Annotated in this window: 14 protein-coding genes; 9 read left to right on the top strand and 5 right to left on the bottom strand. The window is 63.9% G+C overall.

From position 1 onward, the window contains the following. Nucleotides 1-95: 95 nt before the first annotated feature. The 5 genes from CK215_RS20595 to CK215_RS20575 all read left to right on the top strand — a co-directional run bounded on the left by CK215_RS20595 (nt 96) and on the right by CK215_RS20575 (nt 5,966). Nucleotides 96-1,586 (top strand): winged helix-turn-helix domain-containing protein, encoded by a 1,491-nt coding sequence (locus tag CK215_RS20595; RefSeq protein WP_164750424.1) that lies wholly within the window; start codon nt 96-98, stop codon nt 1,584-1,586. A gap of 88 nt (nt 1,587-1,674) precedes the next feature. Continuing rightward, on the top strand, nt 1,675-2,994 hold the full coding sequence (locus tag CK215_RS20590) for an aspartate aminotransferase family protein (protein ID WP_095831987.1): 1,320 nt from the start codon (nt 1,675-1,677) through the stop codon (nt 2,992-2,994). 25 nt (nt 2,995-3,019) lie between these two features. After that, nucleotides 3,020-4,171, top strand: coding sequence for an FAD-binding oxidoreductase (locus tag CK215_RS20585; protein WP_095831986.1), 1,152 nt, complete (start codon nt 3,020-3,022; stop codon nt 4,169-4,171). 134 nt (nt 4,172-4,305) lie between these two features. Continuing rightward, on the top strand, nt 4,306-4,875 hold the full coding sequence (locus CK215_RS20580; protein ID WP_245418753.1) for an EF-hand domain-containing protein: 570 nt from the start codon (nt 4,306-4,308) through the stop codon (nt 4,873-4,875). Between the two features lie 137 nt (nt 4,876-5,012). Continuing rightward, nucleotides 5,013-5,966 carry an EamA family transporter gene (locus tag CK215_RS20575; RefSeq protein ID WP_095778913.1) on the top strand — a complete coding sequence of 318 codons (954 nt, stop codon included), beginning with the start codon at nt 5,013-5,015 and terminating at the stop codon, nt 5,964-5,966. Nucleotides 5,967-6,396: 430 nt separating this feature from the next. Here CK215_RS20575 and CK215_RS20570 read toward each other — a convergent pair whose 3' ends face one another. Continuing rightward, a complete protein-coding gene (locus CK215_RS20570) occupies nt 6,397-7,308 on the bottom strand; it encodes a LysR substrate-binding domain-containing protein (protein WP_066993073.1) in 912 nt (303 codons plus the stop codon). A gap of 397 nt (nt 7,309-7,705) precedes the next feature. On the opposite strand from CK215_RS20570, the gene CK215_RS20565 reads away from it, so the two are divergent. From CK215_RS20565 to CK215_RS20550, 4 genes are all read left to right on the top strand, one after another. After that, complete coding sequence (locus tag CK215_RS20565) at nt 7,706-8,473, top strand: SDR family NAD(P)-dependent oxidoreductase (RefSeq protein ID WP_095831984.1); 768 nt, start codon at nt 7,706-7,708, stop codon at nt 8,471-8,473. Between the two features lie 8 nt (nt 8,474-8,481). After that, nucleotides 8,482-9,246: a glucose 1-dehydrogenase gene (locus CK215_RS20560; protein WP_095831983.1), complete on the top strand. Its 765-nt coding sequence runs from the start codon at nt 8,482-8,484 to the stop codon at nt 9,244-9,246. Between the two features lie 237 nt (nt 9,247-9,483). Then, on the top strand, nt 9,484-11,037 hold the full coding sequence (locus CK215_RS20555) for a trimethylamine methyltransferase family protein (RefSeq protein WP_066993209.1): 1,554 nt from the start codon (nt 9,484-9,486) through the stop codon (nt 11,035-11,037). 82 nt (nt 11,038-11,119) lie between these two features. Further along, entirely contained in the window at nt 11,120-12,148 is a 1,029-nt protein-coding gene (locus CK215_RS20550; protein ID WP_170950342.1) for a GlxA family transcriptional regulator, read from the top strand. 43 nt (nt 12,149-12,191) lie between these two features. On the opposite strand, the gene CK215_RS20545 is transcribed toward CK215_RS20550, so the two are convergent. The 4 genes from CK215_RS20545 to CK215_RS20530 form a co-directional block, all read right to left on the bottom strand. Beyond that, complete coding sequence (locus tag CK215_RS20545) at nt 12,192-13,187, bottom strand: 4-hydroxyproline epimerase (RefSeq protein ID WP_095832039.1); 996 nt, start codon at nt 13,185-13,187, stop codon at nt 12,192-12,194. Nucleotides 13,188-13,254: 67 nt separating this feature from the next. Further along, nucleotides 13,255-14,586: an FAD-binding oxidoreductase gene (locus CK215_RS20540; RefSeq protein WP_095831982.1), complete on the bottom strand. Its 1,332-nt coding sequence runs from the start codon at nt 14,584-14,586 to the stop codon at nt 13,255-13,257. After that, the gene (locus CK215_RS20535) at nt 14,583-16,100 is read right to left on the bottom strand and encodes an aldehyde dehydrogenase (protein ID WP_095831981.1); all 1,518 of its coding nucleotides are present in this window, start codon (nt 16,098-16,100) and stop codon (nt 14,583-14,585) included. Before CK215_RS20535 ends, CK215_RS20540 begins: the two co-directional genes overlap by 4 nt. Next, on the bottom strand, nt 16,085-17,005 hold the full coding sequence (locus tag CK215_RS20530; protein ID WP_066993091.1) for a dihydrodipicolinate synthase family protein: 921 nt from the start codon (nt 17,003-17,005) through the stop codon (nt 16,085-16,087). The genes CK215_RS20535 and CK215_RS20530 overlap by 16 nt, the downstream gene beginning before the upstream one ends. Between the last annotated feature and the right edge of the window lie 7 nt (nt 17,006-17,012).

Genomic DNA, 17,012 nt, shown 5'->3' with positions numbered 1-17,012 from the left:
GAAAACTTCCAAAAAACGCCTCATTGCATTAGCGTGAGCTGATGGAGGAGCGGCGCTACAGTTTTGGTCCTTTCTTGCTCGATGCGGGAGCGGGAATGCTTTACCGACGCGGAGTGCCGATTTCGGTAGGCTACCGGGCCATGCTGCTTCTGGAGCGCCTGCTGCGCTCGGCCGGAGTCGTGGTCGGTAAGGACGAACTGCTCGATGCAGCCTGGAACGGACTGGCGGTCGAGGAGGGCAACCTGTCGGTGCAGATCGCCGCCTTGCGCAAGGTCCTGGGCGAGGGACCCGACGCCTCGCATTCGATCCTGTCGGTCGCGCGCGTGGGCTACCGGCTGACCGGCGAGGTGCGGCTTGACGCAAGCGATACGCGAAACGGTGCAGCCGAATCGGACGAAGGGCCGTCCATCGCGGTGACCCGTTTTCGCCTGATCGGCGACGATCCCGAAAAGTCCTACTTTGCCGACGGCCTGTCGGAGGACATCATCACCGGCCTGTCGCGGTTGCGAGGTCTGCATGTGCGTGACCGGAGTTCTTCCTTTGCCTATGACCCGCAGCACATCGAGCTCGATCGCCTGCGCCGCGAGTTGAAAGTCCGCTACGTCCTGCAGGGCAGCGTGCGCCAGTCCGGGCAGGCCCTGAGGATCACGGCGACGCTGAGCGATGCCAGCGCGGGTACGCAGGTGTGGGCGGAACGCTTCGATGTCGAGAGCGGCGATTTCCTGGCGTTGCAAGACCAGATCACCCACAAGGTCATGGCTTCGATCGAGCCCCAGCTTTACGAAGCCGAGCGTCTGCGCCTCCATAGCCGTCCCGCCGAGAGGCTCGACGCCTGGGGCTTTGTGATGAAGGCCATGCCCCATGTCTGGACGTGGGGATCCGAGAAAGACCTCGACATGGCCGAGGGTCTGCTCGTCAAGGCGCTTGAGATCGATCCCGATTATGCCCGCGCCAACAGCCTTCTTGCCTGGACGACCGGCGCGCGGGCAGCGCTTGGCCTGACGCCGAAACCCCGTGAGCTGTTGGCCTCCGCTTTGACGAGGGCACAAGCGGCGGTTGTGCGCGATCAGGACGATCCCTGGGCGCATCTTTCGGCCGGCTATGTTCACATGGTGTCGCGAAATTTTCGCTCGGCGGTAGACGAATTGCTGGAGGCGATCGAACGCAATCCTGGGCTCTCGCTCGCGCACTGCATTCTGGGTTCCACCTATGGCTATGGCGACATGGCGGAGGATGGCTTGCATCACCTGGCGATTGCCGCGCGGCTCAGCCCGCGGGATTTCATTCAGGCGGCGATCTTTTCCACCATGGGTATCTGCCACTTCACCGCGGGACGGTTCGATGTGGCGGCCGATCTGGAGCGCCGGGCCGTTCAGCTTCGGCCGGCTTTCGGCACCGCTTGGCGGACTTATGCGGCAACGGCTGCCCTTGCCGGCGATGTCGCCACCGCCGCCGCGGCGTTGAAGGAGGCCCTGCGGCTACAGCCGAACCTCTCGGTGGCCTGGGTCGACGAGCACCACCCCATCGTCAGGCCCGAAAAGCGCGCTCTCTACATCAGCGGACTTCGCATGGCGGGGTTGGCCTAGCTTTGGCTTCAATTGGGTCTTGGTGGTCACGTCGCAGGCCCCGCCTGGCCGATTGCGCACTGTGCCAACAAAGCCATACGATCGAACCATGCCGCACTATCCAGACGCAATGCCCCTGTCGAAGACCCTGTTCGAACGTGCCAGGAAGGTGATGCCGGGCGGGAACACGCGCACCACGGTCTTTGTCGATCCGTTTCCGATCTATGCCTCGCGAGGCGAGGGGTGCAGGGTCTGGGATGTGGACGGCAACGTCTATTACGACTGCATCAACAATTTCACCTCGATGATCCATGGCTACACGCAACCGGATGTGGCCGCCGCGGTGATCGGCCAGCTGCCGTTCGGCACGGCCTTCGGTGCGCCGACGGTCAGCGAGATCGAGCTTGCCGAGCTGCTGGTCGAGCGGTTGCCCTCGGTCGACCGCATCCGCTTCGCCAACTCCGGCACCGAAGGGGTGATGATGGCCATCAAGGCCGCGCGCGCTTTCACCGGGCGGCCGAAAATCGTCAAGATCGAGGGCGCCTATCACGGCTCATACGACTTCGCCGAAGTCAGCCTCGACAGTACTCCCGCCAATTGGGGAGACATGCCGAATTCCACGCCCTATGCGAGGGGCACGCCGCGCGGGGTGCTGGACGATGTGATCGCCGTGCCCTTCAACGACAGCGAAGCGCTGCGCGCGGTCTTCGCCGCTGAGCGCAATACCATCGCGGGCGTGCTGATCGATCCCATGCCGAACCGCGCCGGTCTCATTCCTGCGCGGCAGGATTACCTGCACGCCATGGTCGAGATCGCCCATGCGGCGGGTGCGCTGGTCATTTTCGACGAGGTGATTTCGTTCCGCCTCGGATATTCGGGCGCGCAGGGGCTGTGGGGCATCCAGCCCGACCTGACAGCGCTGGGCAAGATCATCGGCGGAGGCTTCCCCGTGGGTGCCGTCGGCGGCCGGGCCGACATCATGGCGGTGTTCGATCCGACCCAGGGCAAGCCCGCTTTGCCGCATGGCGGCACCTTCACCGCCAATCCGGTGACGATGCGCGCCGGGCTTGCCGCGATGCGGGCGCTGACCAGGGAAAGCTTTGCCCACCTCGATCGCCTCGGCGCGTTGTTGCGCGACGGGATCGCGGCCTCATTGGGCAAGCATGGTCTTGCCGGCCAATGCGTCGGCCTGGGCTCGCTCTTCAAGGTCCATTTCACGTCGCATCCGGTCACGGATTACCGGTCCGTCTATCCCGGCCAGGCCGAACGCAGGAAGCTCGATGCCTTCCACAAGGGCTTGCTTGGCCGCGGCGTCTTGTCGGCCAGCTATGGCCTGTTCGCGCTGTCGACACCGATGACCGAGGCGGACGCCCGCGCCATTCTGCAGGCGATCGACGAGACCCTGGGCGAGATCGCCCGCCAGTCCTGAGACAGGCCGACAGGAGGATCACGAGATGACAGCTTCTCCTCATGTGGTGGTGATCGGCGCCGGCACGTTGGGTTTGTGCTCGGCCCTCCACCTTGTCGAACAGGGCGCGCGCGTGACCGTGCTCGAAGGCCAGTCGATCGCCTCCGGATCGAGCGGCAGGTCGGTCGGCGTGGTCGGGTCGCAATTCACCGATCCGTTCGAGATCATGCTTCGCGTTCATGCGCTGCGCCGCTTCCGCCAATGGGAGAGCCAGGGGCTTGGCTTCAACCATGTCGGCTACCTGCGGCTGGCGCGCACGCAGAAGCAGATGGAGCTGTTTGCAAAGTCGGTGGAACTTCAGGAAGCGGCCGGCCTGCGCTCGCGACTCTATCGCGCGAACGAACTCACGGAACTCGTGCCGCATATCGATCCGGATGGCCTGGAGGGTGGGCTGTTCGGGCCCGACAATGGCTTTCTCGACCCTCACGAGATGTGCACTTTCCTGGCGCAGACGGTCCGCGCAGAGGGCGGCGAAATCCGCCAGTATCGCAAGCTGCTCGGGGTAAGGCGGCGAGCGCGCGGCTACACGCTGGAGACCAGCGGCGATCCGATCGATTGCGATGTCGTGGTCAATGCGGCAGGAGCCTGGGCGCCTCAGGTCGCCGAGCTCTTCGGCCAGCGCCTGCACATTTGGCCCGAGCGTCACGAGGCGGTCGTCATCCATCTCGACGAGCCGCTCGGCTACACGATGCCGATGGTCATGGATCTGGTGAACGGCGAGGGAAGCGGCCTCAATTTCCGCCATGAGAAAAGCACCGAACTGATCGCCGAGATCCACAAGGTGGACTCGCTCGCGCCGGAGGATCCCGACAATTACAACGACCAGTGCGAGGAACGATCGAAGGTCAGACTGGCGGAGCTTCTCCTCGAGCGGCTGCCGGACCTGCCGGGCGCGCGGCTTGGCCGGGGCTGGGCCGGCCTTTACCCCGTGACCGCCGACCATCGCCCCTTCGTCGGCCCGATCGATGCTTCCGAGCCGACATTGGTGACCGCCGCCGGCGCCGGCGGCTACGGCATCCAGCTGGCCCCGGTGATCGGGCAGATCGCGGCCGACTGGGTTCTTCACGGCGCCCCGGTTTCGGCGCCCGGCACCGAGAGCCTGCTGCCGTCGGCAGCGCGAAACATTGCTCTTAGGTGATGAGCGATGGAGCTTGGCGGGATGTCGAAGTCCGTGTCACGCGACTAGGAGCGCGCCGGCATTCTGCAGGCTCGAAACACTTCTTGGGCCATCGGCGCTTCGCGCGGAACCATCGGATCGAGAGCAGGTTGGTTGTGCATCTCAGTTTGAGAGACAGTCACAGCTCAAGGGAGAACCCGATGAAACTTCCGTACAGAACTACAGCCGCCGCTGCTGCCTTGCTATTCATGAGCTTCCCGGTCCTTGCCCAGACAAGTGCTGCGCCGGAGCCCACGCCGATTCCGCAGAAGCCCGGACCGACCGCGACACCGGAAACCACCGCCCAACCCGCAGGTCCGACGCGCGAGATGATCCGCCGGATGATCGACGACGCGCTCCAGGAAAAGCTGCAGGAAGATCGTTCGGCTGAACAGGGACCCCGGCATGGCGGACGTTGGCACCGCGAAGACAGACAAGCGCGGCGCGACGACGACAGAATGGCTGGCAGGCCTGATCGGATGGGACCGCGCATGATGCACCGCGCCCGTATGCAGGTCATGTTCGCGATAGTGGATGCCGACGGCGACGGCGCACTGTCGCAGGGCGAAGTTCAGGATATCGTCGGCAGGATCTTCAACGCCGCCGACGAGGATGGCGACGGCAGCCTCGACCTGGACGAGCTGCAGTCGTTCATGCATGGCTCCGGTGGCGGGCGCATGCGGTAGCGGCGCCGAAGCACATCCAGCCGGAGCGAAGCATCTTAGCCGCCGCTGTCCATGGAAGCGCATATATGTGACGGCCAGGGATTGAGATATATTGCCGCCATCCTTGGGCGCTGACGTTCTTTGAACGGGGGCATGACATGCAGGCGGTGCCGATAGCTCATCCGGCGGAACAGTCCGCCGCCGCCTCGGTACCTTCGCTCTCCGGCTATCCGGCCGCGGTGCTGTGCTGGCTGCTGTCGGCCGGCGTCTATATCGCGGCCAAATGGGTGGCGCCGGAAATGCCGCCCTGGGGACTCTGCTTCTGGCGGCTTGCGCTCGCCTGCGCCATCCTGCTGCCGATCGTGCATCGCCATCACGGCGCGATGATCGCGCTTCTCAAATCCCGGCCGCTGGAGATCGCCGGCGTCGGAGCGATCGGCCTGACGCTCTGCCAGGGCATGATCTACCGCGGCCTCGCCGACACCGACGCGACCACGGCCGGCATCATCATGGCGCTGTCTCCCGTCATGACGATGGTGCTCGCGCGTTTCGTGCTTGGCGAGCCGCTCGGGCTTTGGCAGGCGCTCGGCGCGGTGGTTGCGCTCGCCGGCATGCTGGTGATCGTCGCGCATGGCGACCTGACGGCGCTGCTCCAGCTCCAGTTCAATCTGGGTGAATTGTGGATCGTCGGCAGCGCGTTCTGCTGGGCGCTCTACACCGTGCTGGTGCGCCGTTCCAAATTCGGCATCGAGTTGTTGCCGCTGGTGGTGCTCCTGCTCGGCGCCGGCGCGCTCGTCGCCCTGCCTTTCCATCTGTGGGAACTGGTCAACGACGAACGCTCCGCCTTGAACGCCCATGGCTGGCTCGCGCTCGCCTATCTGGCGGGCCCGGGCGGCGCCCTGATGTACTATCTCTACAATCGCAGCGTGGCGACGCTCGGCGCCAGCCGGGCGAGCATGCTGCTCTATCTGCAGACGATGTTCGTCGCCATCCTCGCCTATCTGCTGCTCGGCGAGAGCCTGCATGACTACGATCTCATCGGCGCCGCCTTCATCGTCGCCGGCATCGTGCTCGCCACGATGCTGAAGCCGCATGCGGCTCGCGTCGCCTAGCCCGGTCCTGGCAAGTGCAAGGAGAGTTTACCGCATCGGCGCGGTCTGTCGGCACCCTGACACGGAGCGGCCCGGAGCCCTTGTGGGTTTGGTGGCGAAAGGCAAGGGCCACCGGGCCTAACCGGCGGGGACCTAGTACGGGGACTTCGCTAAGAGGGCACCGGCTGATAGAAATATGCGCCAATGCTAATACAATTGGAACGCATCCCTAAGGACGATGGCCAGACTGGCCAGCTTAGGTAAATATCGGCCGTGCGCTTCGCATGCTCGGCCATTCGGACGACCGAGGCCACGACAAGGCATCGAAGCAAGCGCCTGCCTGATCTGGAATCCGTGGGCCAACGGATCGCGGTCGTCGACGAATATGGTGTTGTGGCCGACACTTCGCGCCCAGTCCGCCGACGCTTGGCCGAGGCTGCGGCGGCGAGCTCTAGCTCGCTCGTTCCTCTGCCGCCACTTCCCGGATCCAGCTGCGCAGGCTCTCTGCAGCGGGGGAAAGCTTACGATTGTCATTCCAGGTGAGATAGTAACCGCCGGGCGCCGGCAGTTCGAGATCGGTCAATCTGACCAGCTTGCCTTCGTCGACCTGCGCGTTGACCAGGCGGTGCCAGCCAACCGCAACGCCCTGGTCGGCCTGGGCGGCCTGCAGCGCCACGAAAAACTTGCCGAAGCGCCGACCTCTGGTCGAACCGTGGGGCACGCCGGCGCGTCGCAAAACTTCGTCCCAGCCGGCCCAATCAGGATCAACCCAATCAACATGCAGCAGTGGCAAGTCAGCCAGCGAGTCCGCCGTTGCATCGCGATGGCTGCTCGCAAAGCCCGGCCCGCAAACCGGATAGATGGTCTCGTCGAAAAGCAACTCGGCGGTTTCGTCCGGCCACGACCCAAATCCGTAGCGGATGCGCAATTCGACCTCGGCGCGGCGATAGTCGCGAGGATTGTCCGAGATCAGGTGATCAACGGAAATGTCAGGGTGCCGCGTCCAGAAGACCGGCATGCGCGGGATCAGCCACATCGATGCCAGCGCATCCGAGCAAGCCAGGGTAACGTTCTTCGAACGATCGCCGCGCTTCACATTTCGGACAATGTCGGCGGCTCGCGAAAAGCCGCTGGCCAGCACGCCATAAAGATCTTCGCCTGCGCTTGTCAGCGCCACGCCGGTGCCCAGGCGGGTAAAGAGCGGCACTCCGAGCTCGTCCTCGATCGCTTTGATCTGTCGGCTCACGGCGCCGGGAGTGACGTTCAGTTCCGCAGCCGCCAGCTTGAACGACAGGTGCCGGGCGGATGCCTCGAAAACCGCCAACGCGGTCAATGACGGCAGGTCGTAATAGCGGCGAACCATGTCCAAACTCTCAACACTTCGATGATCGCGCAGCGCGACAGCCTGAGCAAGAGAGGCCCGACTTGTCCGAAACTGCCTGCAGCCGATGCGATAGCGGTGTTTCGACAGCTATGGCGGCGATCCCCAACCCTTTGCGGCGGACCATAGGAGAATCCAATCCGCCCAGCCCCGCCTACCGCGACGCCTTCCAATCAGCGTCCGACACCGCTGCCATGAGGCACCTGCCGTCAATACCGTCAAAGCGTGCGAATGATTTTTCTGCGCGCTGCCTCCGTACGAGTTCTGGCGCCGCGCAACTCAACAAGGAGGTGAGTCTTTTGCAGGCCCGCGCCGCTGGCCTTCGGCGGCGGTTTCGAGAATATGCACTGAACTCTCCCCTAGGAAGATGGCTCGAGCAATGACTGATACTGCGAAGAAGACGGTCGTGATAACGGGCGCGGCCGGAGGCATTGGGCAAGCGATCTGCAGACAGTTCATTGCCAACGGCTATCGTGTGATTGCCGGTGATGCCGACCAGGCCGGGCTGGACAGGCTCGGGGTCGAGTTCAACGGAGGCGAAAAGAATGTCTGGAGCAAGGCCGGCGATCTCCGCAACAAGGCCTATTGCGAGGATTTGATCGACCATTCCATCCAGGCCACAGGGCGTCTGGACGTGCTTGTCAACAACGCCGGCATCATCACCCGCGGAAACATCCTCGAGACGACCGACGACGACTGGGAGCGGACATTCGACATCAACCTGAAGTCGATCTTCTATACGTGCAGGCAAGCCATCGGTCACATGAAGGGCCGCGGCGGCGGCGCGATCGTGAACATCGCATCCTGCTGGGGACTTTACCCCGGGCCTGGCCACGCGGCCTACTGCACCAGCAAGGCGGCCGTGGCGGCATTCTCGAAGTGTCTCGGCCGCGATCATGCCGGCGATGGGATAAGGGTCAACGCGGTGTGCCCGAACGAGGTCAACACGCCGATGCTGCGCACCGGCTTCGCCAAGCGCGGTTTCAATCCCGACACCGCCATTGCAGAGCTCAACAGGTCCGTGCCGCTCGGCCGTATCGCCGAGCCGGAAGATATCGCCGAGGTGGTCTATTTTCTGAGTTCCGACGCCGCTCGCTACGTCGCGGGCACGACAGTCGAAGTCAACGGCGCAAAGCCTGTCTATTGAGGATACACATGGCCGACAGATTGGCCGGCAAGATTGCAATCATCACCGGCGGCGGGCGCGGCATCGGTGCCGGCATTACCCAGCGCTTTGTCGAGGAGGGGGCAAAAGTCGCCATTGTCCAGCGAAATGCCCCGCCCGACGAAGTCCTCAACGAGCGCACCATTTATGTGAAAGCCGATCTTTCGAATTCCCAGGACATTGCCTCGGCCGTCGAGACCGTCGTTGAGCGGCTTGGCGGGCTGGATATCCTGGTCAACAACGCCGGCATCATGTTCGAGAAGACGGTCGACGAGATGACCGAGGCAGATTGGGACCAGATGATGGACATCAATCTGAAGGCTCCGTTCCTCCTGACGCAGGCGGCAATGCCGCATCTTCGCAAGCGCGGCGCTGCAAGCATCGTCAACATCGGCTCGATCGAAGGGCTGGCGTCCAATCCGGGGCATCCCGCGTATTCGGCCTCGAAGGCGGGCATCCACGGCTTCACGGCAGCGGTCGCCGTGGACCATGGGCATGAGGGTATCCGCTGCAATGCCATCGCGCCGGGCTGGATCAATTCAGACCTCAGCGAGGTCTACATCGACAGCATGACCGACAGCGACCGCGTCCGCAGGGAACTGCTTGTCATGCATCCAGTCGGGCGTCTCGGCCAGCCAACGGACGTCGGAAACCTCGCGGTCTGGCTAGCTTCGGAAGAAAGCGCCTTCGTCACCGGTCAGGTCTACGTCATCGACGGCGGCCGCACCAAGAAACTTCCGCTGCCGGTCTCGTAAAGCCGGAAGTTCGGCAATCCGTTACAGGCTCACCACGCGACTAGGGACAAGCTCGACCAGGCCCGAAGCCTGCGTCGTGACCGTCGGACGGCGACGGCTGTTCAGCACTGGAGCTTCGGCCTTTACGCGCTTTTGCTCAACAGGCGCGTGAGACTTTTGCAGTAGGTGAAATCTCCCCGTTTCGGCAATAGTTCCGCCAGCTCACAAGGGTTGCAAAGTTTTTTCTCGGAGACCGCCATGACTGCTCAATTGCAAGTTTCTCGTAGAGGTGGGCGGGAGGCGCGACGGACCATCCGCACGGCACCGAAGATCGACATGCTGCCGACGCTGAAGCGCGGCCTGCCGGTTGTGGAGCCGATGGATGCCGAGCAGGTCGAGCGTATTCATGAGGCTTCCCTCGCCATCCTCGAAGACGTGGGCGTCGTGTTTCGCGACCCGATCGCGATCGAGGATTGGAAGAGGGCCGGCGCCGAGGTCAGAGCCGACGACCGTGTTCATCTCGACCGCGGCCTGGTCATGGAACTCATCAAGACCATTCCCTCCAGGATCGAGTACTTCGCCCGCGATCCGGCGAAAAATGTCGAGCTCGGCGGGCCGAAGTCGATCTTCGTGCCGATGACCGGTGCGCCCTACATGCGCGACCTCGACGATGTCAGGCGCGGCCCGACGATCGCGGATCTCGGGACCTTTCACAAGCTGGCCCACATGATGCCGGCGCTGCACTCATCGGCGCACCACATCGTCGAGCCGATGGACATCGTGGTCGCGCATCGGCACCTGCACATCACCTACTCGTCGATGAAGCATTCCGACAAGATGTTCATGGGCATGACGACTTCGCCCAAGAATGCCGAGGACGTGCTCGACATGTGCGAGATCCTGTTCGGCGAAGGCTTCCTGGAGACACACTCGGTCGCGACGGGCAATTGCAACGGCAATTCGCCGCTGGTCTGGGACCAGGTGATGCTCGGCGCCATGCGCGCCTTCTGCAGGCGCAACCAGCCGGTGCTGTGCTCGCCCTTCGTTCTGGGCGGCGCCAATACACCGGCCTCCACAGCCGCCGCTGTCGCGCAGCTCAATGCCGAGGCGCTCTCCGCGCTCGCCTATACCCAAGTGATCCGCAAAGGCTGCCCGGCGATCTACGGGCACTATCTGTCGACGGTCTCGATGCAATCCGGCGCCCCGATGGCCGGGACGCCCGAGATCTCGCTGATGAACTTCATGATTGGCCAGATGGCGCGCCGCTACAACGTGCCTTGGCGCACGTCCAACCTGCTCGGCGGTGCCAAGGTCTTCGATGCCCAATCCGGCTATGAGAGCGCGATGACCATGATGGCGGTGCTGATGTCGGGCGCGAACTACATCTGGCATTCGGCGGGATGGAACGAAGCCGGCATGCACTGCTCGATCGCGAAGTTCGTCGTCGATGCCGAGGTCTGCTCGATGGGTTATCGGATGACGCAGGGAATCCAGTGGGACGACTTCGATGAGGCCCTGGCTGCCGTGCGTGACGTCGGGCCGGGCGGCCATTATCTTGGCCATCCGCATACGCAGGCGAATTTCGAGCGGGCCTTCTTCATCCCGAAGCTGTTCGACAACAACTCGATCGAGCAGTGGTACGCGGACGGCGCCAAGGACATCAAACAGCGGGCACTCGAGCATGCCCGCAGGCTTCTGGCCGAATACGAAGAGCCCACGCTCGATATAGCGAAAGACGAGGAGCTGCGCGCCTACATCGACCGACGCTCGCGCGAGATCCCCGCGGTCGATGCGCTGAACGAGGAATACTGAGCGTGACCCCCGAGCCCGGAACGTCCGGCAAGCCAATCGGCATCTACGGCGCCTGATGAACGCGTCCGCGAACATAAGGGCCATGAAGTCTTGCGCCACGCCGGAGATTTCGGCGATCGCCGACAGGCCCTTCGACCTGGTGGTTCTGGTGTTGCCCGGCTTCTCGCATCTGGCGCTCCACGCCTATATCGAACCGTTTCGCATCGCCAATACGATATCGCGCTTGCCACTGTTCCGCTGGCGGATCGCGGGAGTGGACGCTCGGCCCGTGGAGGGTGCGAACGCCCTCTCCATTGCAGTCGATGCAACAATCGATGAGCTGGGTTGCAAATCGGACGATCGCAAGCCGGACCAGCTCGCGATATTGGCGGGCGAACCGGTCGAACGGCAACTGACCCCACAACTTAATGGATTTCTGCGCACGATTGCACGTCGCGGCGTTTCGATATCGGCGGTTGGAACGGCGACATGGCTGCTGGCGCAGACCGGTCTGCTTGCAGGAACGCGTTGTACGATCCACTGGTCTCGGCTCGCCGCATTTTCCGAAGTTTTCAATCAGCCGCGAATACGAGACTCCCTGTTCGTCAAAGACGGACAATATTCAACTTGCGCCGGCGAGCTGGCGGCCTTCGACCTCGCGATCGATCTGATCGGCAGTCATGCCGGCGGGTACATCGCGCAAGAGGTGTGCCGGCATGCGACCGTAGAGGGCCAGCGCTCAGGCTCAAACCGGCAGACCGGCCCGACCGGTCTTGCCTTCGCCGGGGTGAGCGACAAGCTCGTGATGGCGATGCGGATCATGGAAGAGAATGTGGAATTTCCGCTCTCCATGGATGAGGTTGCACATCGGGCCGGAGTGTCACGGCGCCAACTCGAACGCTTGTTTGCTGCTCATATCGAGGTGCCGCCAGTGCGGCACTATCTGCGGATACGCACAGACCATGCCAAGCGCCTGATCGAAGGGACGCGCTTGCCCATCATCGATATCGCCATGGCGTGCGGCTTCATATCCGCCTCGCACTTTGCAAAGTGCTTCCGGGCGTTCAACGGCATCTCGCCGCAACAATGTCGCGCGATGGTGCCAGCCTGGGTCGGGCCTGGCCTGGGGTAGGGCCCAGGCGGTTAGCCATGCCGGCGCTTGTGTCCGCTTGCCGTCAGCGGATCTGGAACCCATGCGCGAGCGGATCGCGATCGTCGACGAAGATCGGATTGTGGCCGATGATCTGCGCCCAGGCGTCGATGCTCGGCTTGATGCCCTTGAACGGACCGATGTTAGTTTCCACCTCGACGCGGCCCTTGAACACCGTGCCGATCAGGCTCTCCTGACGGAACGTCTCGCCGACCTTCAGGCGGCCCTTGCCATGCAGTTGCGCCATGCGCGCCGACGTTCCGGTGCCGCCCGGCGATCGGTCGATCGCCTTGTCGCCGTAAAACACCGCGCCGCGGCCGTCGCCATCGCCTGAAGGCCCGTCGCACCAGATGGCATGATGCACGCCGCGTATCCTGTCATCCTCCGGATGGATTGGATCGCAGTTAGGCGCCAGCGCGTCGCGCAGCCGCCGGCTGAGCTCGACGATGTCGCTGGCCGACATGCCGTCCAGACCGTGCCAGTTCTGTTGCGGCTCGACCACCGCGTAGAAATTGCCGCCATAGGCGATGTCGACGACGAGCCGGCCGAGACCAGGTAGATCGACGCCGACATCGGCGGCATGCAGGTAGCTCGCGACGTTGAACATGCGCACGCTTTCGACGAAGGCGCCCGGCTTGTCATACTCGATGTCGACCCTTCCTGCCGGCGTCTCGATCGAGAGCTTGCCCGGGACGCGCGGCGTGACGAGCCCTTCTTCGAGCGCCGCCGTCACCAGTCCGATCGTGCCGGCGCCGCACATGGGCAGGCAGCCGCTGACCTCGATGAAGATGACGGCGAAATCGCAGTCCTCGCGGTAGGCCGGATAGATGATGGCGCCCGACATGATGTCGTGTCCGCGCGGCTCGAACATCAGCGCTCGCCTGATCCAGTCATGCTCGCGCATGAACAACTCGCGCCGCTCGGCGATGGGGGCGTGCGGCAGCAAGGGGCCGCCGCCGGCGACGAGCCGGACCGGATTGCCGCAGGTGTGGGCGTCGATGCAAAAGAAGCTGCGGCGCATGATCGTTCTCATTTCCCATCAAGTGGACGTCGCCATCCGGGCCACGTCCTCACATGCCCCGCCAGGCTCATCCCTCGCGGCCAGCACGCAATTCCTGCAAACGGATCACCGTGTTGATGCCCATCCACGCGAACGGCTCGGGAGGAAGCCGCGCGGGCTGCGGTTGATCCGCATATTTGTCGAGCGTGTTCGACCGGGTGCCGGTCGCGAGATCCGCGGCCATGACGCCCGCGAGCGTGCTTTTGACGGTTCCAAGGCCGTTCTCGCAGCACGCCGAATAAAGGCCGTCATCGATCTCGCCGAAGGCCGGCACGTGGTTGCGGCTGAGGCAAAGCCGTCCGGCCCAGACATATTCGAACGGCACATCCTTGAGGTCCGGAAACCTGGCATCCAGAGAAGCACGCTGCTCGGCGGCGATGCCGGCCAGGCGCTTCTCGCTGACCCGAACGGGCCAGTCATAGGTGAACCGGGTCCGGATCACGATCCGCGAGAGCCCCTCGCTGGTTATCTTCCGGACCGTGGCGCCCATCGGATCGGCCGGCAGCAAGGCCCACCGGTCCTTGCCGGTCGACTTCGCGGTGAATGGGGCGGTCATCGATGCATAGGTGAAGATGTGCATCAGGCGGCCGCGGAAGTAACCGAAATCGTCGATATGGCCGTTGACGCCGAGGATGACTTTCGGCGCGGTGACGCTTCCGGTGCGCGACACCGCCTTCCAGGCTCCTCCGGCCCGGGTGAGCTTGAGCACCGGCGAGTGCTCGAAGATGTCTACTTTCGGTGCGAGCCCCGCCGCGAGCCCGCGGATATAGTCGGCGGGCTGGATCATCACGGCACCGCGCGTGTGGATGCCGCCGAGATAGTAGGACGACCCGGTAATTTCCCGCATGTCGCTCGCGTCGAGGAAGCGATGCCCTTCGCCGATCGCCTTGAGCGAGCGGCCGTAATTGGCATTGAGCGTCATGCCGCGCTCGGTCGCCGCGGCATTGATCTTGCCCGAAGGATCGAAGGTGCGCGCAGACATCCCGTATTCCGAGGCCGCCTCGGCGGCGAAAGCGATCGCGAAGCGGTTCTCGGCGATCTCCGCCTTTGTTTCGGCCTCACCGGCGACGGAATATTCGCCCGACGACAAATTGTGCGGGGTGTCGATCATATAGCCGGAATTCCGGCCGGCGGGGCCTTTGGCGACCTCCCCGGCTTCCAGCAGGACGATCCTGTCGCCGGGCCGAAGCTGGGCGAGGCGCCGTGCGGCGGAGAGGCCGGCAAAGCCGCCGCCGATGATCAGCCAGTCGGCCTTGATGTCGCCGTCGAGCGTGCGGACCGGGAAGCAGCGTCTGCTGATCGCCTCCCAGCCAGAGATTCCGGATTCAGCCGGAAGCCGCTTGACGACGAGATCGCTCACCGGACGGTCTCGTCGACCGAACGGTCCGAAACGTCGATCCAGACCGTCTTCAGTTCGCAGTAATTGTCATGCGCGAAGACCGACTTGTCGCGCCCGCCGAAGCCGGATTCCTTGTAGCCGCCGAACGGTGTCGTGGCGTCGCCTTCGCCGAAGCAGTTGACGGTGACGACACCCGCCCGGATCTCGCGGGAGAGCTTGATCGCCTTGCGCAGGCTCCCCGTGTAGACGGACGCGGTCAGGCCGTAATTCGTGTCGTTGGCGAGCGCGATCGCCTCGCCCAGCGAGTTGAACGTCGTCACCGACAGGATCGGCCCGAAAATTTCCTCCTGGAAGAGGCGGCTCGCAGGCGTGACGCCGTCGACGACGGTCGGCTCGATATAGGCGCCCTTATGCGTGGCGCCGCCATGGGCGACCAAGAGCTTTTCGGTCTTCACGTCGCCGAGGAAGGATTTCACCTTCTCGAAATGGGTCTTGCTGACCAGCACGCCGATGCGGTTTTCAGGGTCGAGCGGATCGCCGGTCTTCCATTCGCGCATGTAGGCGCCGATCCGCTGCAGCAGCTCGTCCTTGATCTTGGCGTCGACGATGAGCCGCGAGGTGGCCGAGCAGTTCTCGCCCATGTTCCAGAACGCGCCGTTGACCACCTGTTCGGCGACGAGGTCGAGGTCTTCGGCGTCGTCGAGAACCACGGCCGGGTTCTTGCCGCCGCATTCCAGCACGACGCGCTTGAGGTTGGAGTCGGCCGCGTAGCGCAGGAAACGGCGGCCGGTCGGCGTCGAGCCGGTGAATGCCACCATGTCGACGCCCATATGCATGCCGATCGGTTCGCCGACCTCCTTGCCGCCGCCCGGCACGATATTGAAGACGCCGGCCGGGATGCCGGCCTCATGGGCGAGCTCCGCGACACGTAGCGTGGTCAGCGTTGTCTCCTGGGCAGGTTTCACGATGACCGAGCATCCGGCCGCAAGCGCCGGGCCGATCTTCCAGGCCAGCATCAGCAGCGGAAAGTTCCACGGCAGGACGCAGCCGACGACGCCGACCGGTTCGCGCACGACCATGGTCAGCGCCTTCGAGCCAACGGGCGCGGTGTTGTCGTAGAGCTTGTCGATCAGCTCGGCATGCCAGCGGATGGTATGGATCGTGTCCGGCACATCGACGGTCTGGCATTCGCGGATCGGCTTGCCGCTGTCGAGGCTCTCCATGACCGCGAGTTCGTGGCGGTTGCGCTCCAGAAGCTTCGCAAACTTCAAAAGCACGGTCTTGCGCTCGCCGGGCGCGAGATGCTGCCAGCGGCCGTCGTCGAAGGCCTCCCTGGCCTTGGCCACGGCGAAGTCGACATCGCTGGCGTCGCAAGCCGCGATGTCGGCAAGCACCTCGCCGGTCGCCGGATTGGTCGTTCTGAAGGTCTTGCCGGAATTCGCCGGGCGGAAGGCTCCGTCGATGAAGGCATTGGCCGGGAATTGAATCTCGGCGGCGAGCGCCTTGTATTCGGCGGCGGTCAAAGGCTCATGCATTGGTTTGCTCCCGACGTGATCTGGGCGACCGTCCGCTTCAGCGTGGCGACGACAGTCTGGAGGGATCGCTTTTCTTCCGAATTGAGAGGCCGCAGCGGAGCGCGCACGCCGCCTGCCTTCAGGCCGATCAACTCGCATCCATGCTTGATCGACTGGACGAACTTGCCGCATTCGAGAAAGTCCATCAGCGGCAGCATCGCGCTCATGATGGCGCGGCCCTTGTCGAAGTTCTTTTCGAGCACGCAGGCCTCGTAGAGCGCGACGTGCTCGCGCGGCAGGAAGTTCGAGCCGGCGCAGACCCAGCTCCTGGCGCCCCAGGCGAAGAATTCCAGCGCCTGGTCGTCCCAGCCGCAGGAAAGCGAGATGTGCGGGAACTTGCGGGCAAGCCGGTGCAAATTGCCCATTTCGCCGGAGCTTTCCTTGATGGCGACGACGTTGCGGGATTTGCCGACGCGGGAGAAATACTCCTCGCCCATCATCACGCCCATGCGGGCCGGATAGTTGTAGAGCATGATGGGAAGGTTGGCCGCGCGGTCGACGGTGAGCGCATGAACCGCGTTCTCGCGCTCCGTCGGCAAGGCATATGGCGGCGACGAGACGAGGATCGCGTCGGCGCCGATCTCCTTTGCCGCCTTGGCGTACTCGACCGAATCTTCGGTCCTGGTAGCGCCTGTGCCGATGACCAGCGGAAGGCGGGTGCCGATCACCTGCTTGGCGTAAGCACCGAGCTCGAAGCGCTCCTGGGCGCTTTGGGCATAATATTCACCGGTCGATCCACCAACGATGATGCCGTGCACCTTGGCTTCGATGAGCGACTCCAGAACATCCGCGAAAGCGGCGTCGTCGATCCGCCCGTCGGGGCCGAGCGGCGTGATCGCCGGTGTATAGATGCCTTCGAATTTCAAGATAATT

Origin of the sequence: Mesorhizobium sp. WSM3864 (assembly GCF_002294955.1) — a bacterium.
Lineage (GTDB): Bacteria > Pseudomonadota > Alphaproteobacteria > Rhizobiales > Rhizobiaceae > Mesorhizobium.
Note: the sequence above shows the minus strand (reverse complement) of the source record. Positions and strands in the feature narration are given on the sequence as shown.